This window comes from Acinetobacter sp. F16 (assembly GCF_052712855.1).
Window position 1 is genome coordinate 71,110 of sequence record NZ_JBRATK010000001.1, and the last position, 18,822, is coordinate 89,931.

The 18,822-nt window shown below is 41.7% G+C and carries 24 protein-coding genes; all 24 read left to right on the top strand.

The window, feature by feature from the left end:
- The first annotated feature begins 108 nt into the window (after positions 1-108).
- Positions 109-1,122: an aminoglycoside phosphotransferase family protein gene (locus tag ACU0NF_RS00340; RefSeq protein WP_445659755.1), complete on the top strand. Its 1,014-nt coding sequence runs from the start codon at positions 109-111 to the stop codon at positions 1,120-1,122.
- Entirely contained in the window at positions 1,122-1,811 is a 690-nt protein-coding gene (gene murU, locus ACU0NF_RS00345) for an N-acetylmuramate alpha-1-phosphate uridylyltransferase MurU (RefSeq protein ID WP_445659756.1), read from the top strand. Before ACU0NF_RS00340 ends, murU begins: the two co-directional genes overlap by 1 nt.
- A gap of 85 nt (positions 1,812-1,896) precedes the next feature.
- Positions 1,897-2,529 (top strand): 16S rRNA (guanine(527)-N(7))-methyltransferase RsmG, encoded by a 633-nt coding sequence (gene rsmG, locus ACU0NF_RS00350; RefSeq protein WP_131267307.1) that lies wholly within the window; start codon positions 1,897-1,899, stop codon positions 2,527-2,529.
- Positions 2,530-2,554: 25 nt separating this feature from the next.
- Positions 2,555-3,337: a ParA family protein gene (locus tag ACU0NF_RS00355; protein WP_445659757.1), complete on the top strand. Its 783-nt coding sequence runs from the start codon at positions 2,555-2,557 to the stop codon at positions 3,335-3,337.
- Positions 3,334-4,221, top strand: coding sequence for a ParB/RepB/Spo0J family partition protein (locus tag ACU0NF_RS00360; protein WP_445659758.1), 888 nt, complete (start codon positions 3,334-3,336; stop codon positions 4,219-4,221). Before ACU0NF_RS00355 ends, ACU0NF_RS00360 begins: the two co-directional genes overlap by 4 nt.
- A 30-nt stretch (positions 4,222-4,251) precedes the next feature.
- On the top strand, positions 4,252-4,890 hold the full coding sequence (locus ACU0NF_RS00365; RefSeq protein ID WP_445659759.1) for a MotA/TolQ/ExbB proton channel family protein: 639 nt from the start codon (positions 4,252-4,254) through the stop codon (positions 4,888-4,890).
- Positions 4,891-4,898: 8 nt separating this feature from the next.
- Entirely contained in the window at positions 4,899-5,321 is a 423-nt protein-coding gene (locus ACU0NF_RS00370; RefSeq protein ID WP_445659760.1) for an ExbD/TolR family protein, read from the top strand.
- Positions 5,321-7,048, top strand: a complete 1,728-nt coding sequence (msbA, locus tag ACU0NF_RS00375) for a lipid A export permease/ATP-binding protein MsbA (RefSeq protein WP_445659761.1) — start codon at positions 5,321-5,323, stop codon at positions 7,046-7,048. Before ACU0NF_RS00370 ends, msbA begins: the two co-directional genes overlap by 1 nt.
- A 3-nt stretch (positions 7,049-7,051) precedes the next feature.
- Positions 7,052-8,056: a tetraacyldisaccharide 4'-kinase gene (gene lpxK, locus ACU0NF_RS00380; protein ID WP_445659762.1), complete on the top strand. Its 1,005-nt coding sequence runs from the start codon at positions 7,052-7,054 to the stop codon at positions 8,054-8,056.
- Positions 8,057-8,068: 12 nt separating this feature from the next.
- Complete coding sequence (gene kdsB, locus ACU0NF_RS00385; RefSeq protein WP_445659763.1) at positions 8,069-8,830, top strand: 3-deoxy-manno-octulosonate cytidylyltransferase; 762 nt, start codon at positions 8,069-8,071, stop codon at positions 8,828-8,830.
- A gap of 29 nt (positions 8,831-8,859) precedes the next feature.
- Positions 8,860-9,843, top strand: coding sequence for a DNA polymerase III subunit delta' (locus ACU0NF_RS00390; RefSeq protein ID WP_445659764.1), 984 nt, complete (start codon positions 8,860-8,862; stop codon positions 9,841-9,843).
- Between the two features lie 19 nt (positions 9,844-9,862).
- Positions 9,863-10,204 carry a PilZ domain-containing protein gene (locus ACU0NF_RS00395; RefSeq protein ID WP_067726035.1) on the top strand — a complete coding sequence of 114 codons (342 nt, stop codon included), beginning with the start codon at positions 9,863-9,865 and terminating at the stop codon, positions 10,202-10,204.
- A 26-nt stretch (positions 10,205-10,230) separates the two neighbouring features.
- On the top strand, positions 10,231-11,004 hold the full coding sequence (locus tag ACU0NF_RS00400; RefSeq protein WP_445659765.1) for a TatD family hydrolase: 774 nt from the start codon (positions 10,231-10,233) through the stop codon (positions 11,002-11,004).
- 45 nt (positions 11,005-11,049) lie between these two features.
- Positions 11,050-11,664: a TetR/AcrR family transcriptional regulator gene (locus ACU0NF_RS00405; RefSeq protein WP_445659766.1), complete on the top strand. Its 615-nt coding sequence runs from the start codon at positions 11,050-11,052 to the stop codon at positions 11,662-11,664.
- 9 nt (positions 11,665-11,673) lie between these two features.
- Positions 11,674-12,231, top strand: coding sequence for a pilus assembly FimT family protein (locus ACU0NF_RS00410; protein ID WP_445659767.1), 558 nt, complete (start codon positions 11,674-11,676; stop codon positions 12,229-12,231).
- A 118-nt stretch (positions 12,232-12,349) separates the two neighbouring features.
- Positions 12,350-12,781: a type II secretion system minor pseudopilin GspI gene (gene gspI, locus ACU0NF_RS00415; protein ID WP_445659768.1), complete on the top strand. Its 432-nt coding sequence runs from the start codon at positions 12,350-12,352 to the stop codon at positions 12,779-12,781.
- Entirely contained in the window at positions 12,781-13,470 is a 690-nt protein-coding gene (gspJ, locus tag ACU0NF_RS00420; RefSeq protein WP_445659769.1) for a type II secretion system minor pseudopilin GspJ, read from the top strand. Before gspI ends, gspJ begins: the two co-directional genes overlap by 1 nt.
- Positions 13,471-13,491: 21 nt before the next feature.
- On the top strand, positions 13,492-14,439 hold the full coding sequence (gene gspK / locus ACU0NF_RS00425) for a type II secretion system minor pseudopilin GspK (protein WP_445659770.1): 948 nt from the start codon (positions 13,492-13,494) through the stop codon (positions 14,437-14,439).
- A 158-nt stretch (positions 14,440-14,597) separates the two neighbouring features.
- On the top strand, positions 14,598-15,194 hold the full coding sequence (locus ACU0NF_RS00430) for a 6-pyruvoyl trahydropterin synthase family protein (RefSeq protein ID WP_131267294.1): 597 nt from the start codon (positions 14,598-14,600) through the stop codon (positions 15,192-15,194).
- A gap of 50 nt (positions 15,195-15,244) precedes the next feature.
- Entirely contained in the window at positions 15,245-15,958 is a 714-nt protein-coding gene (ung, locus tag ACU0NF_RS00435; protein WP_131382846.1) for a uracil-DNA glycosylase, read from the top strand.
- Positions 15,955-17,079, top strand: a complete 1,125-nt coding sequence (locus ACU0NF_RS00440; RefSeq protein ID WP_131382845.1) for an enoyl-CoA hydratase/isomerase family protein — start codon at positions 15,955-15,957, stop codon at positions 17,077-17,079. Before ung ends, ACU0NF_RS00440 begins: the two co-directional genes overlap by 4 nt.
- A gap of 2 nt (positions 17,080-17,081) precedes the next feature.
- On the top strand, positions 17,082-17,603 hold the full coding sequence (gene tadA / locus ACU0NF_RS00445; RefSeq protein WP_445659771.1) for a tRNA adenosine(34) deaminase TadA: 522 nt from the start codon (positions 17,082-17,084) through the stop codon (positions 17,601-17,603).
- A gap of 59 nt (positions 17,604-17,662) precedes the next feature.
- Positions 17,663-18,094: an SRPBCC family protein gene (locus ACU0NF_RS00450; RefSeq protein ID WP_445659772.1), complete on the top strand. Its 432-nt coding sequence runs from the start codon at positions 17,663-17,665 to the stop codon at positions 18,092-18,094.
- A 17-nt stretch (positions 18,095-18,111) separates the two neighbouring features.
- Positions 18,112-18,795, top strand: a complete 684-nt coding sequence (gene cmk, locus ACU0NF_RS00455) for a (d)CMP kinase (protein WP_445659773.1) — start codon at positions 18,112-18,114, stop codon at positions 18,793-18,795.
- The last annotated feature ends 27 nt before the right edge of the window (positions 18,796-18,822 follow it).

The window sequence follows — 18,822 nt, forward strand, 5'->3', positions numbered from 1 at the left end:
CCAAGTATGCTTAATCGCAATTAATTATTCTCGCATCATAGAGAAAAAGTTTATAAGTGGCTACACTTAGTACTTTAAAAACTCAGCCTGTTTTAGAATTTATCGCAAATGAAAACACAACGTGAACAAATCATACATACATGGATTACATCTGTACTTGATTCAGATCAATTTGAAATTAATTTTTTGCCAGGCGATGCAAGCTTCCGTCGTTATGCACGAATCAATTTGAATAATAAAACATTTATGCTCATGGATGCACCACCAGAAAAAGAAGATTGTGTGCCTTTTGTGACGATTGACCAGTTTTTCGATAGTCATGGTGTCCGTGTACCGCATATCGTTGCAAAAGACCTGGAACAAGGCTTCTTATTGCTGGAAGATTTTGGTGATGTTTTGCTCTCAACCTTGCTGAACGATGTCACTGTTGATGCCTATTATGCGCAAAGCTTTAAACAGTTGATCGAATTACAAGCGATTGATGGTACAGAAAACTTTCCGGCTTATTGCTATGAAAAACTGATTTCTGAAATGGAGTTGCTCACAGAATGGATGTTGCCTTCATTACAAATCCAGCCAACTCAAGATGAACAAGCCTTAATTAAACGCACCTTTGCGATTTTGGCCAATGCTGCATTGGCGCAACCGCAAGTGATTGTGCATCGTGATTTTCACAGCCGTAACTTGATGAAAATTGAAGGTGAAACAGATCTCGGAGTAATTGATTTTCAGGATGCGGTCATTGGTGCAGATACTTACGATTTAATTTCAATTACGCGTGATGCGTATGTGCAGTGGAATGCGGATCGTGTTTATGAATGGTTTAAGGTCTTCTATGAATTGTTGCCTGAAACTGCAAAACAAGACCGTGATTTTGAACAGTTTAAACGTGACGCAGACTTTATGGCGATTCAGCGTCATATTAAGATTTTGGGTATCTTTGTGCGTTTGTTTGAACGTGATGGAAAAACAGGTTACTTGAAAGATTTGCCACGTGTGATGTGGTATTTACTTGAAGAAAGTAAAGATTATGCGGAACTACAACCGTTTATGCAGTTTATCCAAGCCAAAGTGATGCCGAAATTTGAAGCCAAATATGGCACATATGAGGTTGCTGCATAATGAAAGCGATGATTCTTGCGGCCGGGATGGGTAACCGTATGCGTCCACTGACGCTACATACACCCAAGCCTTTGCTTGAAGTGGGTGGCAAGCCACTCATTGTCTGGCATATTGAAAAATTACAGGCAATCGGTGTGACTGAAATTGTCATTAATACTGCGTGGTTGGGCGACAAGCTGGCGAGTGCTTTAGGTGATGGTTCACAGTTTGGCGTGAACATTTTATGGTCACATGAAGGCGAAGGCCTGGAAACTGCTGGCGGTATTATCAATGCCTTGCCATTGCTGGGTACAGAGCCGTTTATTCTGGTCAATGGTGATGTCTGGACCAGCATGGATTTTAGTTGTTTATTGAATGTGCAGCTTGCAGAAGATTTAGCACATCTGGTATTTGTAACCAATCCGGAACAGCATCCGCAGGGTGATTTTACCTTGGCAAATGGTCGCGCCTATACCTTCGAACAAGAACAGCAGGGTGAATCGCTCACTTATAGTGGTGTAGCGGTGATTGATCCTAAAATGTTTGAGGGTCTGGAAGGTGGTAAACGCCCATTGGCACCCTTGCTGAAACAGGCCATGCTTGAGCAGAAGATATCTGCTTCGAAGATGCATGCTGTTTGGGTCGATGTTGGCACTCCGGAACGATTAAATGTACTGGATCAACAAATTAAGCGAGGCTTGTACGCTTAAGTGCGTATTCACTAAGCACTCGCTACTGTGACTTCATGTATAAATCGGTATACTTCACCTAACTTTTTCGAGACGTTAATTGTATATGCATACGTTTTTTCAAGAACTCAAGCAGGGTAGTCAGGCTTTGGGTTTAGAGCTCAGCGATGAGGCTTTAAATTTATTACTCAAATACCAAGATGCTTTGGTGTTGTGGAACAAAGCATATAATTTGACTGCAATTCGTGATCCAAAGGAAATGCTGGTCAAGCATTTACTGGATAGCTTAAGTATTTTAAAAGACTTGCCACAAGGGCGTCTGCTGGATATTGGTACGGGTGGCGGTATGCCGGGCATGATCATTGCATTGTGTCAGCCAGAGCGTGAATGTGTTTTGCTGGATTCAAATGGCAAAAAAATTCGTTTCTTGAAGCAGTTTATTGCTGATTTAAAATTAAAAAATGTCATTGCAGTGCAAACCCGTGTTGAAAATGAAGACAGCATCAATGACTTGGGGCAGTTCGATGTCATTACCAGTCGTGCCTTTGCATCATTAACCGACTTTGTTGCTGCATCAAAACCTTATATGCATGAAAACAGTATTATTGCTTCAATGAAAGGCCTCATTCCTGAAGAAGAAGTAGCGGCCATTCAGCAAGAGTTTAGCTGTGACATCATTGCATTAAAGGTTCCGCGACTGGATGAACAGCGTCATCTGCTTTTATTAAAACGTATTTAATTATTTTTGAAGGGTTGGGGTTACCATGGCACAAATTATTGCGATTGCGAACCAAAAAGGTGGTGTAGGCAAAACCACAACCGCAGTAAATTTGGCAGCATCGTTAGCTGTGTTAAAAAAGCGCATTTTACTTGTGGATATGGATTCACAAGGGAATGCCACGATGGGTTCTGGTATCCAAAAAAATGATCTTCTGTATTCGGTAACTGATGTTTTATTGGGTGAAGTTCCGATTGAAACAGCGATTAGTAAAGCAGAAGTTGGTTATAAAGTTTTAGGGGCTAACCGTGATTTGGCGGGTGTAGAGCTTGCGATTGCAGAACAGGATGGTCGCGAGTTCATTCTGCGTGAAGCATTAAAAGAAATAGAACATTCTTTTGATTATATTATCGTGGACTGTGCACCCAGCTTAAGCCTGATTACCGTAAATGCTTTGGCAGCGGTGGATAGTGTGCTGATTCCAATGCAATGTGAATACTATGCACTGGAAGGCTTGGCGGATTTAACCCAAACCATTGATCGTATTCAGCAAGCACTCAATCCGGATTTGCACATTGTTGGTGTGTTACGCACCATGTATGATGCTCGCAATGCATTGACACGTGATGTTTCAGAAGAACTTGAGCAATACTTTGGCAAGAAGCTGTACGACACCGTGATTCCGCGTAATGTACGTCTGGCTGAAGCGCCTGCGCATGGGTTGCCCATTATCTATTTTGAGAAAAATTCAAAAGGCGCAGTTGCTTACTTAAATTTAGCGGCTGAAGTGTTAAAGAAAAGTAAAGTAAAAAAAGGAATTAAAGCATGACCACAAAAAAACGCGGTTTAGCTAAAGGTCGTGGTTTGGATGCCTTGCTTGGTTCAATCCAAAAAGAAAAATTACAGATGGAAGCGCAAGGTTTAGATCATGGGCAGTTGAAACAAATTGATGTGCATTTGCTTAAACGGGGCGAATATCAACCGCGTCGTTTTATTCATGAACCTGATCTTCAAGAACTTGCCGCTTCGATTGAAAAACATGGGGTGATGCAGCCCATCGTCATTCGTCCAATCGATGATGAAAAATTTCCCTATGAAATTATTGCCGGTGAGCGACGCTGGCGTGCTGCACAGCTTGCAGGCTTAACTGAAATTCCGGCGATTGTACGTGATTTGACCGATCAGGTTGCCATTGCATTAGCCTTAATTGAAAACATTCAACGTCAAGATTTGAATCCTATTGATCAAGCCATGGCATTACAGCGTTTTCATGAAGAATTTGGTTTAAGCCACCAGGAAATTGCCGATACAGTCGGCAAGGCACGTACTACAGTCAGTAATCTATTGCGTCTTTTGACTTTGGCTGAATCCGTCAAGGACTTCATGCAGCAAGGTCTGCTGGATATGGGACATGCGCGTGCAATCTTGACTTTAAAAGCCAAAGATCAGCTTAAAGTTGCAGAGCATGTGATTGAAAAAAGTTTATCGGTGCGTCAAACTGAGCAACTGGTCCGCGATTTAAACACGCCTAAACAAGAAAAAGCCAAAGTGGATGTTGCACCAGATATCCAGCAGTTGACGCAGCGTCTAGCAGAGCGTTTTAGTGCAGCTGTAAAAATTGATCATAATAAGCAAGGTAAAGGAAAACTTGTCATTCAATATCATTCACTTGATGAATTAGATGGTATTTTGAATATTTGTTTCGCAGAATAATTTTTTGTTGGTTTTATTGGGGAAAAACAGATGTGGGAATTAGTCAAAGCAGGAGGCTGGCTGATGCTTCCTCTTGTTTTATGTTCGATTTTTACAGTAGCAATAACCATTGAGCGCTTTATTCGATTAAAAAAATCAATGATTTTGCCCAAAGCATTGTTACTGAATCAAAGTCAAAATGCCGATGTTGTCATGCAACAATTGCAACAAGATAAAGTATTGCAAAGTAGTACCTTGGGGCGCATCTTTACTGCAGGTTATCAAAGTAAAAATAAAAATGAGCAGTATGCCCGCGCACAGATGGAAAGCACTGCTTCTCAAGAAATTGGCTATTTGGAAAAAAATATTAATTTCTTGGGTACACTCAGTGCCGTGGCACCATTATTAGGTTTGTTGGGTACCGTTCTGGGTATTATTGAATCATTTTTGGTGGTTGATCTAGGCACTAACAGCAATCCAACCTTGATGATTCCCGGCATTTCAAAAGCCTTGATTACGACTGCAGCAGGAATGTTTATTGCCATTCCTGCATTGTTTGCCTACCGTTATTTTCAGCGTTTGGTACAAGAATATGTTGCTGAACTTGAGCAACAATCGACCTTATTCCACGCAGCACTTTTCTATCAAAATTCTACAGATGAAGAACAAGATATGAGAAAAGCAGGTTAGGGTGGAAAATGAAATTCAAACGTACACAAGTTGAAGATATTCATATTAACTTAACCCCCATGATCGACTGCTTGCTGTTTATCCTGGTTTTTTTACTGTTATCCACCACATTTAACCAGTTTAGTCGCATGAATTTGACCTTGCCAGATGCGCAAGGTGTTCCGCCTAAGCAATATGAGCATAAAGTTGAAGTGGTTGTGGATGCTTCCGGGCATTATTCAATTAACGGACAATCGCTTGCAAGTAAAGATGTGGCAGATTTAAATACTGCAATTAAACAGATTTCTAATGATCGCCGTGATTTAATGTTTGTGATTGCGGCGGATGCCAAAGCCACGCATCAGGATGTGATTCGGGTGATGGATGTTGCAGGTCAACTGGGTTTTGTTAATATCAATATTAGTACTAAAGTTCCGTCTAGAGGTTATTAGTGAAGCAAGATTTTAAAGTCTATCTACGTCTTTTAGGCTATTTAAAGCCTTTTTGGGGTGTGGCGATATTGGTTTTTATCGGTTTTTCAATTAGTGCTGCTACAGAAGTATCTATTGCAAAGCTGCTAGAAAAAATCATTACTGCAATCCAGCATAGAGACCAAGGCTTTACTTCTATATTTCCCTTTTTGGTCATTCTACTGATGTTTTTCCGTGGAGTAGGTTCTTTTATCGGGGGCTATTTCACGGCAGTGATCTCCCGGAATTTGGTCTTTAATATTCGTCAGGAAGTCTTTTCAAAACTGTTAACGCTTCCATCGCAGTATTATCTGGACAATACCAGCGGTCATATCACCGCTAAAATTATGTACAATGTGGAGCAGTTAACCGCTGCTTCATCAGAATCCCTCAAAACCATTGTGCAACAAGGTTTGATTACCATTGGATTGCTCGGCTACTTGTTATATAGCAATTGGCGACTAACCCTGATCATTCTGATTTTTGCACCTTTGATGGGTTTTCTGGTTCGTCAAGCATCAAAACGAATGCGTAAATTATCTTTGCAAGTTCAGGACACCATGGGTGATGTTAACCATGTGGTGCAAGAAACGGTAAATGGCAATTTAGTGGTCAAGGGTTTTGGTGGTCAAGCGTATGAGCAAACCCGTTTTAAAGATCACTCGCTTGAGAACTTAAGACGTGGTTTGAAAATGGTGGTGGTGCAGCAGCTGAATAGCCCTGTTGTGCAATTTATTATGTCGATTGCAATGGGGCTTATTATCTGGATTGCATTACGACCAGAAATTTTGCGTGATACCAGTGCCGGTGAGTTCGTTGCTTACATCACAGCAGCAGGGATGCTAAGCAAGCCAATTAAAGCTTTAACCGATGTGAATGAAAAATTACAACGCGGTATGGCGGCAGCCCATTCAGTTTTTGAATTACTCGATTTACCTGCAGAGCAAAATACAGGAACTTTAACGCCGGTACTTAAAGGTAATATTCAATTCCAAAACGTGAATTTAATTTATTCCGATGGTCATCAAGCCATTCATGATTTTAACTTGGATGTCAAAGCGGGTGAAACGGTCGCGCTGGTGGGGCGTTCAGGCGCGGGTAAAACATCTTTAGTAAATCTATTGGTGCGTTTTCAAGAAGCCAGCTCGGGTCATATTTATTTGGACCAGCATGATATTCAAGCGCTGGATATCAATACCTTGCGAACCCAGATTGCGATGGTGAATCAGCAAGTGGTGCTGTTTAACCGGACTGTGCGTGAAAATATTGCCTATGGTCAGCTTGAAGGTGCATCTGATGAAGATATTATTGCAGCAGCAAAAGCGGCTTATGCGCATGACTTTATTATGGCTTTGCCGCAAGGCTACAATACGCCATTAGGTGCACAGGGCTTGAATCTGTCAGGTGGTCAACGTCAGCGTATTGCTATTGCCCGTGCGATTTTGAAAAATGCGCCGATTTTGATTCTTGATGAAGCCACCAGTGCACTGGATAATGAATCGGAATACTTTATTCAACGGGCTTTTGATGCAGCCATGCAAGATCGTACAACCATCGTGATTGCACATCGTTTATCGACCATTGAAAATGCAGATCGTATTGTGGTGATGGATAAAGGTACAATTGTTGAGCAAGGTACACATGCGGAACTGATTGCTAAGCATGGTGCTTATTACCAGTTGCATCAGCGTAATTTCGAGGAAAATTGATTTATGTCAATGGCACAATTGATTCAGGATGCTTGGAATAGCCAAGCCAAGTGGTTAATTGTGCTTCGACCTTTGACATGGATTTATCGTGCCGGTTTTTTATTGAATAAAAAGCTCTACCAGACGGGCATTAAATCAAGCTATCAAGCCCCGGTCCCGGTGATGGTGATTGGTAATATCACGGTGGGTGGGAGTGGTAAAACGCCACTGCTGATCCAGCTGGTGAATTATCTCCACTCTCAAAATGTTCGGGTGGGGGTAATTAGTCGAGGCTATGGCGGGAAAGGTCCTTTTCCCGCTTATGTCGATCTAGAATCTGTACCGGACATCGTTGGCGATGAGCCCTGTTTGATTGTTCAATCCACCGGGGTTCCAATGGTTGTCGGTTCCAATCGTCAGCGCAGTATTGAATATTTATTATCCAAGCATGAATTGGACTTAATTATTAGTGATGATGGTTTGCAGCACATGGCTTTACAACGTCAAATTGAATGGATTGTGCTGGATCAAAATCGTGGTTTAGGTAATCAGAAGTTATTGCCTGAAGGGTATTTACGTGAGCCTCCCAGCCGTTTAAATAAAGGCACGGTTATTGAGCATGCCGCAGAGCCTCGCTCTGCTTTAAATATGCATTTGCAAGTGGCTACACCATATTTACTCAATGCTGTAGATGACACGCCATTTAATCCAGCTGACAATTTTTATGCAGTGGTCGGCATTGGTTTTCCGCAGCGCTTTTATCAAACTTTAGATTCTATGGGGATTCATGAGTTTCAGGGTCATGAATTTCCCGATCATTATGATTATGAAATCACCGATCTTCAATTTGAAGATGGGAATCCCATTATTACCACCGAAAAAGATGCAGTGAAACTGCTGCCGTTATTAAAGCAAAATCCAGATTTCAAACGTGAAATTTGGGTAGTGCCTGTTGAGGCTGTACTTTCGCCTGGCTGTTATGAAGTCTTGCATCAGCAATTGCAGCAACTCGGTATTCAAATTTCTTAAGGTTCATCGTTTATGAAACATATTGTTATTCCCGCACGTTTTGCAAGTTCACGTTTACCAGGTAAGCCATTACTGGAAATTCATGGCCGCCCCATGATTTTACGGGTGGTGGATCAGGCAAAAAAAGTTGCGGGTTTTGACGATTTATGTGTTGCAACCGATGATAAGCGTATTGCTGAAGTTTGCCGCGCAGAAGGTGTAGATGTTGTCATTACAAGTGCAGATCATCCATCAGGCACAGATCGCTTAAGCGAAGTTGCCCGGATTAAAGGTTGGGCAAGTGAAGATATTATTGTCAATGTACAAGGCGATGAACCTTTGCTTCCTGCTCAACTGGTGCAACAGGTAGCACAACTATTAGAATCACAGCCTGAATCTTCAATGTCGACCTTGTGTGAGCCAATTCACAGCCTGGACGAGTTTCATCGTGACAGTATCGTGAAAGTGGTGATGTCTAAATACAACCAGGCCTTGTATTTTAGCCGTGCGACCATTCCTTATGATCGTGATGGTGCTAAACAGGAAGTTCAAGAATTACACTCTCAGGCATACCGTCACCTGGGTTTATATGCGTACCGTGTGAATTTGCTTCAAGAATATGTGTCTTGGGATATGGGTGTGCTGGAACAACTGGAAAGCCTTGAACAATTGCGTGTGCTTGAAAATGGGCATCGTATTGCGATTGCTGTTGCTGAAGCCAACTTGCCACCAGGCGTTGATACGCAAGCGGATTTAGATCGTCTCAATGAAATGGATGTTTCCTGCTTTGAGTAAAATTTGGGATAAGGTTGGGCTTTAATTCAATGCAAAATGATGTGGTCGCACAAGTTTATCCATGGCAACAGACCGTTTGGGATACGCTAACAGGGCGTTTCCCCAAACTTGGGCATGGCTTGCTTTTTTATGGCAAAAAAGGCTGTGGCAAGGAAGCGTTTGCGCAATATTTTTTGGCTTGGGTTTTATGTGCCAATCGTCATGCCAACAATGCACCTTGCGGTGAATGTGGCAGTTGTTTGTGGTTAAAATCGGATACCCATCCGAACTATGTGTATATCAGCACGGATGAAGACAATAAAAAGCAAAATGCGAAAATCAAGATCGAAAAAATTCGTGACTTATTGCCCTTTGTGCAACAAACGGTAGATGGCTGGCGGGTGATTGTGATTGAGCCGGCAGAAGCTTTAAATATGGCTTCTGCCAATGCCTTACTGAAAACCCTTGAAGAACCGGGTGATCGTGTGGTCATTATTTTATTGGCCGATCATTATCTAAAACTTCCTGCAACTATTCGCAGCCGTTTGCAGCATTTTGCTCTGGATCGTATCTCTGAAGTTCAAGCAGGCGAGTATTTATCTCAGCAGTTACCCGATTTAGATCAAACCCAAAAACAACTGTTGCTGAACCTGTCCAATCAAATGCCTTTGCAGGCCATGCAATTAGCGCAAGCTGAATGGTTGAATAAGCGACAGGAATTTCTAAATGACTGGCAAAAATTAGTGACACAAAAGAATATGCCGATGGCAATTGCGACCAAGTGGAACAAAGCCTTAAGTTTTAGTGATTTTGCGCAAATGTTTGAATACTTGTTGTCCGATTTAATTTGTGTCAAGCTCAATCAGCAAGTTAAAAATCCGGATTTGGATTTGAGTGGGCTATCAGAAAAATATACATTGGAATTTTTATTTACGATTTATTCCGACTTGCAACAATCCAAACAGTTTATCGAGCAGAATGTACAAAGCAATTTGGTGCTTGATCAATTGTGTATAAAACTAATGAACATTTAAATATTTAAAGGGGAAGATGATGCAACCACGTATGGGCGGTATTATTCAGGCCAATATCCCGGATAAAGACACTTTGTATGCCAGCTATATGCCTTATGTTGTGGGTGGCGGATTATTTGTTCCAACCAAACAGCCGGTAAAAATCGGTGAAGAAGTCTTTGTACTGGCAACTTTGCCTGAGCAATCACAAAAAATTCCTTTGACAGGTAAAGTCATCTGGATTTCTCAAAAACAAAATGGCATCAAATTACAAGGCTTTGGTATGCAGTTGACGGGGGAAAAAGGCGTTTATTACAAATCAGAAGCCGAAAAGTTGCTTGTAGGTATTAAGTCTGAGGGTCGAACTAGTTACACTATGTAGCTGTTTAACCGATTTAGGATCTCACCGTGTTTGTAGATACTCACTGCCATTTAACCTTGCTGGATTTAACGCCTTATGATGGGAATCTAGATCTGGCATTAGCACAGGCGCGTGAAGCGGGTGTATCCAAATTCATGAGTATCTCGGTGGATCTGGATGACCATATCGAGCTTGCTAAAATTGCCGCACGTCATGCTGATGTTGGGTACAGTGTTGGGGTTCATCCCTGTGAAGATCCGGCGACCATGGCGCGCGCCACCACAGATTATTTGATTGAACTGGCGCAGCCTGAAAAAGTTTGGGCGATTGGTGAAACAGGTTTGGATTATTTTCATAGTACCGATTTTATTGCTGAACAAAAACAATGTTTTGCCCGTCATATTCATGCCTCTCAGGCAGTAAAAAAGCCGGTAGTGGTGCATACCCGCTCAGCCAAGCATGATACGGTGGATATCATTCGTGCTGAAAAGTCGACCCATGGCATTTTGCACTGTTTTACCGAAGACTGGGAAACTGCCAAAGCTGTGCTGGATTGCGGTTATTACGTGTCATTTTCCGGCATTGTGTCTTTTAAAAATGCACAAGATTTACGTGATGTGGCTAAACAGGTTCCACTTGATCGCGTACTGATTGAGACGGATAGCCCTTATTTGGCACCGATGCCTTATAGAGGAAAGTCTAATGAACCAAAATACGTTCCCTATGTAGCCAAAGCCTTAAGTGATGTATATGATAAGTCAGTTGAGGAAATTGCTTTCATTACCATGCAAAACTTTGAAAACTTCCTCAATTTAAAGTAGATAATTCGAATTGATACAAGCGCATAAGAGAGTTACAGGGTGAAGATGGATCGTCAGGCTCAGTTTCGAGCAAGAGAAGCGTTAATTTTTCAGGTTGCAGAGCAACTGTTATTAGAAAATGGCGAATCAGGGATGACGCTTGATGCGTTGGCAGCAGAACTCGATCTAGCGAAAGGGACTCTATATAAACATTTCCAAAGTAAAGATGAACTCTACATGCTGCTCATTATCCGTAATGAGAAGATGTTGCTGGAGATGATTAAGGATGAGGAGAAAGCTTTTCCAGAACATCTGGCTTTCTTTATGCTGCATCATTTACACCATCCGGAACGTACCGTGCTGTTCCATCAAATTGAAGAACGTCTTTCTACCACAGGTGTAGGCATTCATCATTTGTTCAGTGAGCTGTATCAGGTGAGAAAGCAGCGCTTACGGATTATTTTCCGTATGACTGAAAGCTATTTGGAAAGCATTCAAAGTCGCATGTCGGTACGTGATTATTTGGCTTCAATCTGGGCTTTAACTCACGGTGCAGCAGCCATCCTGAATTCTAGTTTTTATCAGCGTTATTTGGGTTCACGCGATACACTGCGTGTCGCTTATATTGATCAGGCCCTGGCAATGCCAAAACAAATCCGCGCTACGGAACAATTTGCCTAAAGGGATGCCATGAAGCACACAGGATCATCAATTCGCGGTTTTACCTTAATAGAGTTGATGGTGGTTATTGTGATTATGGCAATCATGGCATCTTTAATTTTAACCAATATCAATGGCGTTGATCAGCGTAAAGCCATGCAGGCACGTGAAGTGTTTATTATGGATTTGCGCAGGATGAGCCGAGAAGCGAATGATCAGGCACGCATTTTTGCTCTGGATGTTCAAACCGCAACAGATGTATCGCCATTTCGTTATGGTGTCGTTGAATATTTGATTCCATCGCTTCAAGCTGCACAAAATTCAGTCATGAATGAAAATAAGAAATGGCAAGACTATTCAGAATTTGAAAAACGGGCTTTACCCGAACATGTTTCCTTTAGTGTGCAATCACTCGACCATGCCTATGAAAATGCCAATAACGATGATTTGTTGAGTGCAAATGCACCGAAATTGCTTTGGCTAGGCAATGGTGACGCGAAACCGGTACGGATTCAGTTTTATTTCGAGCAACGTCCGATTGGTGAAGAAATCGAGATTGATCATTTAGGTAAAATCAATGAAAGCTAGGTGCTTAAGGTGGAGCGCTTGGTCTTGCGCAGCGGTGAAACAGCGTTTCACTCATCGCTGCTCCTCAAGCACAGCTTTAGGACTTACGGCATGTTCGAGTGTTACTCGAATTAATCGTGTGTACTCAGAACATGGTTCTTCCTCTTGCGCTCGGACGAAACGTTGTTTCGTTTATCCTCGCTCAGGTTTTACGTTATTGGAAGTGATGGTGGCTTTAGCCATTTTTGCAACTGCTGCAATCGCTTTTACCAAAGTGGCGATGCAATATACCCAAGCGACATCAAACGCAATTTTACGCACCAAAGCGCAATTCGTGGCTTTAAATGAAGTTGCCGTGATGGAAATTAATCAAGAATGGCTGCAAGGCACACAGTCCAAACAGATTACCCAGCAAGGTGAAAGCTGGCAAATTGATAAATCTGTACAATCCACGATTAGTCCGAATGTGCAGCGTATAGAAGTGCAAGTCAGCTTGTTTAATGCTGAATCCGGTAAAGTGGAATCCGGTATTACCAATCTAGTTTTCTTTAACTATAAGGCCAAAGTTTGATGCAACCGAAAAATAAAAAAAATCAAACTCCACACTCCCGGCATCGCTCAGGCTTTACCTTGGTTGAATTATTGGTCGCAATTGCCATATTTGCGGTACTTTCGGCACTGGGTTGGAAAGTTTTTGATTATCTTATCAAAGTCAAAGAGCGCAATACTGAACATGAAGTGAATTTAGGACAGTTGCAAGAAGCCTATCAACAAATTCTGCGTGATACCGTTCAAGCCGTGCCACTCAATGCCAATATGAATAACGATATTCAGCCTGCTTTGATTTTGCAAAACGGCCGCTTTAATTTTAGTAAAACGGGTGTAACTGATCCTTTGCAGCAGGGTATTTCACCGGATGAGCGTGTTGAATACCAATATCGTGCAGATGAAAAAAAACTCTATCGTTTGAAATATCGTAATTTAAATAGTAGCGGACGCGATCAGCCTGAATCCAGTGTATTGTTAAATGATGTGGATCAGTTTGAAATTGTGGTGCTGAATCCGAATGAGTCGACTTCATGGCCAGAGGAACAAGTGGATTTAAATGATGCCACGCAAAAACAGATATTACCAAAAGGCATTAAAATTAAATTAATGGTGAAAAATGTTGCTTATGAATGGATTTTTAGTCTGTTGAATACGGACTATTTAAAGCCGCAGAACAGTAATCAAAATAATAATTCCAATAATCCAACATAACCACATCTAAAGAGATTGAGCATGAAGCAGCAACAGGGTATTGCCTTAATTACGATCTTGGTGATGGTCGCATTAGCAACAATTCTTGCTGCGACGATTGCCAAACGTCAGGCCAATACTGCTGAAAATACTGCATATTTAATGCGTCAAAATCAATCGTTGCTGTATGCCAAAAGCGCAGAAGCCTTTTTTTCAGAGCTTTTGGTGGATGATGCGGAAAATGCAGGTGATATTGATCATCTGCAAGAAAATTGGGCCAAACCGATGCCGGCTTTTCCGGTGGAAGATGGCTTTGTTTCGGGAACTTTGCAGGATGAATCCGGAAAATTTAATTTAAATAGTTTGCTCAATACTGATGGCACACCGAATCCTCAAGCAAAAATCTGGTTTGAAAAGCTGTTAGTGCGGGTCGGTTTGCCGGAAAAGCTGAGTGAAGCCGTGATTGATTGGCAAGATGCGGATGATGAGACTATTGGTGCGATGGGAGCAGAGGCCAGCTACTATCAAGGTTTGCCACACGGTTATTTAGCGCCAAACAGTAAATTTCATAGCGTTGAAGAGCTTAAATTGGTGCGTGGCTTTGAAGGTCAAAAATATCTGAAAATTGCAGATTATGTCAGTGCCGCGCCTACATCAGACAGTAAAGTTAATGTCAATACAGCACCCGCAATGTTGCTTGCGAGTCTCGATCCCAAATTGGATGTCAATGCAGTTCAGGACATCTTGCAGCAACGTCAGGCCAATCTAGAGTATTTTTCAAATATTAATGATTTTTGGACCATTGAGCCTTTTACCCAGGTCAATCCTGATGTCCGCAATGAAGTGAATGATTTGCTGGGGGTGCAATCCAGTTATTTCAAAGCCAAAATTGAAGTGTTGCTAAGTGAGCGTAAACGTCAGTTTAGTAGTGATTTGGTGCGTAAAGATAAAACCGTGTATGTGGCATATCGCAGTATGGCGCCATTTTAATCATATAAACCAACACGCTGAAATATAATCCATCTCATGATCTTGGTTAAGTCGCATATGTTTTACCAATTGCTTTGAACAGTAAAATTAATGCCCAGACTTTCACTTTTGCTTTATAATCCAATTTAATTCACATATTTTTGATTGCATCACCACACATGTTAATTCGTAAGTTATTTAAGTTTGAAAATGCTCATATTGTGCGAAACTGCACATCGGATCGCTGTAAGCGTTCGATTCATGGCCATAGTTATAAAGTTGAATTATTGCTTAAAGCTTCGAAGCTAGATCATGGTCAAATGGTGTATGACTTCGGATTGCTGAAGGGCGTAATCAAGGATATTTTTGACAGTTTTGATCATGCCATCTGTTTTTGGCAGCATGATGATGCTGAATATATTGAAGCCTGCAAAAAGTTTAGCGCCCGTTGGGTGTCTTTGCCCGTTTCTCCTTCAGCGGAACAGTTTTCACGTATTTTCTTCTACTTGGCTCAACAGGTGCTTGCGTCAACCGAAACCCAGAATGGGGAAGGTGATGTAGAGGTTTACTCGGTGATTGTGCATGAAACAGATACCGGCTATGCGCAAAGCTTTGTAGAAGATATTGAAAATACGCAAATGGGTGTGCTGAGTCTTGAACAAATTGTGTTCTCTGAACAAGTTCAAGCTGAATGGACAGACCCTGATATGTACGAAAAATTACAACAAGGAATTAAATTCCAAAACCCGAGTGTTGATCTACAGGTACAGATTTAAGGGTCATTGAGTCACATACTAGGTTTTCAAAAAAGGATTAGGAAGCAATTATGTCTTTAACGGAACAACAGCAAGCTCAACTAGATAAAATCCAGTTGGATGCGAGTTGGAAAGGTGCTTTGAGTGATTTTTTGCTTAGCCCAAAAATGGATGAGTTAAGGCAGTTTCTGATTGCTGAAAAAAATGCAGATAAAGTGATCTATCCCCCAAGTTCACTGATTTTTAATGCATTAAATAAAACCCCATTAAACCATGTGAAAGTCGTTATTTTAGGGCAAGATCCTTATCATGGCCCCAATCAAGCCCATGGATTAAGCTTTTCTGTGCAAAAGGGACTTGCATTACCACCATCTTTACGTAATATTTTCCATGAGTTGAATGCCGATCTGGGTATTCCTGTTCCGAAACATGGCGATTTGACACGTTGGGCAGAACAAGGCGTGTTATTGCTGAATGCAGTATTAACTGTTGAAGCAGGGCAGCCAACCTCTCATCAAAAACAGGGTTGGGAAGATTTTACCGATCATATTATTGATGTATTAAATGAGCAGTGTGAGCATATTGTTTTTATCCTTTGGGGAGCATATGCACAGCGCAAAGGTCAACGGATTGATCCGAATAAACACCTGATTTTAAAAGCTGCACATCCTTCACCACTGGCAGCAAACCGTGGTGGTTTTTTTGGTTGTAAAGTATTTTCTAAAGCAAATAATTACCTGAAACAAAATGGCATTGAGCCGATAAATTGGCAGCTGGACGCATGACACAATCTCCTGAATTAAAAAATTATCATCCCGATCTTATTGTAGAAGAAGCTGGAAATGGCTGGCGCATTGTTCGCCTGAACCGTCCGAAATCTCTGCATGCTTTAGATGAATCCATCGTCACTGCACTTTTAGAAGTGTTCCAGGATTTTCAGCACGATGATGCTGTGAAAGCCGTTTGGCTAGATTCCACCACACCAAAAGCATTTTGTGCGGGTGGGGATGTCCGTAAACTTCGTCAATTAGTGATTAATGATGAAGTAGAAACGGCAAATAAATTCTTTGAACAAGAATATGCATTAGATTTGTTGCTGCATAACTATGCCAAGCCAGTACTGGTTTGGGGGGAAGGTTATGTGATGGGTGGGGGGCTTGGCTTGTTTATGGCTGCACCTTTCCGACTGGTCACACCTTATTCACGTTTGGCGATGCCTGAAATTAACATCGGTTTATATCCAGATGTCGGGGCAACCCGTTTCTTGGCTGATCGTGGGGCTATAGGCTTGTTTACAGGCTTAACCGGTTCCATCATGACGGCAGCAGGTGCCTATGGTATTGGTTGGGCGACGCATATTTGTGATGCACAGCGGGATAATGTGCTGGAAAAAGTCATCAATATAGATTGGGGGCATTATCCAGCCGGTGATTTTCGTGCCATTGATGACACACTGAATGGGATGCACCGCCCTGTAGGTCCTGGTCCGCTGCAAAACTCATTAGATGTGATTCACAGTGTTTGCCGTGGTGTGAACTTTGAGCACGACTATGAATCGATTATTGGTTTGAGTGATGCGCGTAGTGACTGGCTACGTCAGGCGAGTGAAAACTTGCAAAAAGGTTCGCCTACAACCGCTGCTTTAACTTGGTTATTGTGGCAATGGGGCAAGCAGGTTCATTCTTGGAATGAAGTGTTTGAGCTTGAAACTCAAATTTCAGACTGGAAGATTCGTCATTCAGATTTTGTAGAAGGTGTTCGAGCGCGTTTGGTGGATAAAGATTTATCTCCAGAGTGGATTAAAGGTGCGGATTTCTCGTTGAAAGCAATTTTATCAGATTGTCCACCTGTGACCAAAAATGAAAGTTGGAATAGTCTGTTGAAACATTATGGTGTGATCGGTTAAGAATGACTGATGCAACACAATTGAAAGATGAATACTGGATGCAGTTTGCTTATGAGCAAGCTGCCATTGCAGCATCGAAACAAGAAATTCCGGTCGGTGCGATTATTGTCAGTCAAAATCAAATTATTGGCGTAGGATATAATGCGCCAATTTCTTTGAATGATCCGACCGCACATGCAGAAATTCAAGCATTGCGTCAGGCCTGTGCAAATTTGAATAATTACCGCCTTCCTGAAGATTCGGTTCTTTATGTAACTTTGGAGCCTTGTACCATGTGTGTCGGGGCTTTAATTCATGCGCGTGTATCTAAAGTGGTGTTTGGTGCAACCGAACCCAAAGCAGGCTCTTTGATCAGTGCGCGCAAGTTATTCGAAACAGGTTATTATAATCATCAGTTTGATTTTGAAGCTGGATGTTTAAATGAACAATGTTCCAAGCAGCTGAGTGATTTTTTTAAGATGCGGCGTGAGCAAAAACGGCTACAGAGATTACAAGAAAAGTCTTTAAATGATCAGAAGCATTAATTCAAATCATGTAAAATAAAATGACAATAAGTATTGTCAATTAAAATTTAGGATAAGTCATGAATTCCATTCAGGTAAAAAAAGAATTTAACGCACCCATCGATCAGGTTTTTGATTTGTTATCAAAACACTCAACTTATAATATTGCCTTTGCACCGATTCAGGTAGAGCGAATTAAAGACTCTGCAGATCCTGAACGTCCAGATGGTGTTGGTTCAGTACGCCGTATGGGTTTTGGCCCCATGAAACCGCTGCAAGAACAAATTACTTTGCTGGAACCTAATGAGCGCATCGAATATCAAATTATTAAAAATCCTTTGGTGAAACATCATTTAGGAATTATTGAGTTTGAGGAAAAAGATGCTGACAAAACTTTAGTGACCTACACAATTGAATTGCAGGCGCGAGCACCTTTTGTAAGCAAATTAATCCTTGCACAGCTTAAATCTGCGATTAAACTAGGTTTTTCGAAATTAGCTAAAACTGTATAGGGTAAAGTGGAAAATTAATGACAGTTCAAATTATTACTATCGATGGTCCAAGTGGTTCTGGAAAGGGCACACTTGCGGCTAAGCTGGCAGCGCACTATCACTTTCATTTACTGGATTCGGGTGCTTTATATCGTTTGCTGGGGCTGTCATTACATCAAAAAAACTTGCTGGATTGTCTTGATTCAGCACTTGATCAATGCATTAAAATTGCAACAAATTTAGACATAAAATTTGTTACAACTGAAGCCGGAACTCAGATCCAACTGGACGGTGAAGATGTGAGCCAAACGATTCGTACTGAACGTGTGGGTGAGTTTGCTTCAAAAGTTGCTGCAATTCCTGAACTTAGAGCCGCGTTATTAGAGCGTCAACGTGCTTTTGCGCAAGAACCGGGTTTGGTTGCAGATGGTCGTGATATGGCCACTTCTATTTTTCCAGAGGCTCAAGCCAAGATTTACCTGACTGCTTCGGCTGAATCCCGAGCGGCGCGACGTGTAAAGCAGTTGCAGGGTATGGGGCTAGATGTTAAAATAAGCGACATTTTAGCTAATATACAAGCTCGAGACAAACGAGACATGGAGCGCACAGTCGCTCCACTCAAGCCGGCAGCAGATGCATATATCATTGATAGTTCAGAATTGGGCATTGATGAAGTATTCCAGTTGATGACCAATTTTGTCGAAAAGCAATTAGCCAATTAACGAATTTTCAGCCAAAGCATAGCTAGA

Bases quoted from the DNA above. Each gene is read 5' to 3' on its own strand.
- ACU0NF_RS00340 (WP_445659755.1), top strand. From the start codon at position 109: ATGAAAACACAACGTGAACAAATCATACATACATGGATTACATCTGTA.
- murU (WP_445659756.1), top strand. From the start codon at position 1,122: ATGAAAGCGATGATTCTTGCGGCCGGGATGGGTAACCGTATGCGTCCA.
- rsmG (WP_131267307.1), top strand. From the start codon at position 1,897: ATGCATACGTTTTTTCAAGAACTCAAGCAGGGTAGTCAGGCTTTGGGT.
- ACU0NF_RS00355 (WP_445659757.1), top strand. From the start codon at position 2,555: ATGGCACAAATTATTGCGATTGCGAACCAAAAAGGTGGTGTAGGCAAA.
- ACU0NF_RS00360 (WP_445659758.1), top strand. From the start codon at position 3,334: ATGACCACAAAAAAACGCGGTTTAGCTAAAGGTCGTGGTTTGGATGCC.
- ACU0NF_RS00365 (WP_445659759.1), top strand. From the start codon at position 4,252: ATGTGGGAATTAGTCAAAGCAGGAGGCTGGCTGATGCTTCCTCTTGTT.
- ACU0NF_RS00370 (WP_445659760.1), top strand. From the start codon at position 4,899: ATGAAATTCAAACGTACACAAGTTGAAGATATTCATATTAACTTAACC.
- lpxK (WP_445659762.1), top strand. From the start codon at position 7,052: ATGTCAATGGCACAATTGATTCAGGATGCTTGGAATAGCCAAGCCAAG.
- kdsB (WP_445659763.1), top strand. From the start codon at position 8,069: ATGAAACATATTGTTATTCCCGCACGTTTTGCAAGTTCACGTTTACCA.
- ACU0NF_RS00390 (WP_445659764.1), top strand. From the start codon at position 8,860: ATGCAAAATGATGTGGTCGCACAAGTTTATCCATGGCAACAGACCGTT.
- ACU0NF_RS00395 (WP_067726035.1), top strand. From the start codon at position 9,863: ATGCAACCACGTATGGGCGGTATTATTCAGGCCAATATCCCGGATAAA.
- ACU0NF_RS00405 (WP_445659766.1), top strand. From the start codon at position 11,050: ATGGATCGTCAGGCTCAGTTTCGAGCAAGAGAAGCGTTAATTTTTCAG.
- ACU0NF_RS00410 (WP_445659767.1), top strand. From the start codon at position 11,674: ATGAAGCACACAGGATCATCAATTCGCGGTTTTACCTTAATAGAGTTG.
- gspJ (WP_445659769.1), top strand. From the start codon at position 12,781: ATGCAACCGAAAAATAAAAAAAATCAAACTCCACACTCCCGGCATCGC.
- gspK (WP_445659770.1), top strand. From the start codon at position 13,492: ATGAAGCAGCAACAGGGTATTGCCTTAATTACGATCTTGGTGATGGTC.
- ACU0NF_RS00430 (WP_131267294.1), top strand. From the start codon at position 14,598: ATGTTAATTCGTAAGTTATTTAAGTTTGAAAATGCTCATATTGTGCGA.
- ung (WP_131382846.1), top strand. From the start codon at position 15,245: ATGTCTTTAACGGAACAACAGCAAGCTCAACTAGATAAAATCCAGTTG.
- ACU0NF_RS00440 (WP_131382845.1), top strand. From the start codon at position 15,955: ATGACACAATCTCCTGAATTAAAAAATTATCATCCCGATCTTATTGTA.
- tadA (WP_445659771.1), top strand. From the start codon at position 17,082: ATGACTGATGCAACACAATTGAAAGATGAATACTGGATGCAGTTTGCT.
- ACU0NF_RS00450 (WP_445659772.1), top strand. From the start codon at position 17,663: ATGAATTCCATTCAGGTAAAAAAAGAATTTAACGCACCCATCGATCAG.
- cmk (WP_445659773.1), top strand. From the start codon at position 18,112: ATGACAGTTCAAATTATTACTATCGATGGTCCAAGTGGTTCTGGAAAG.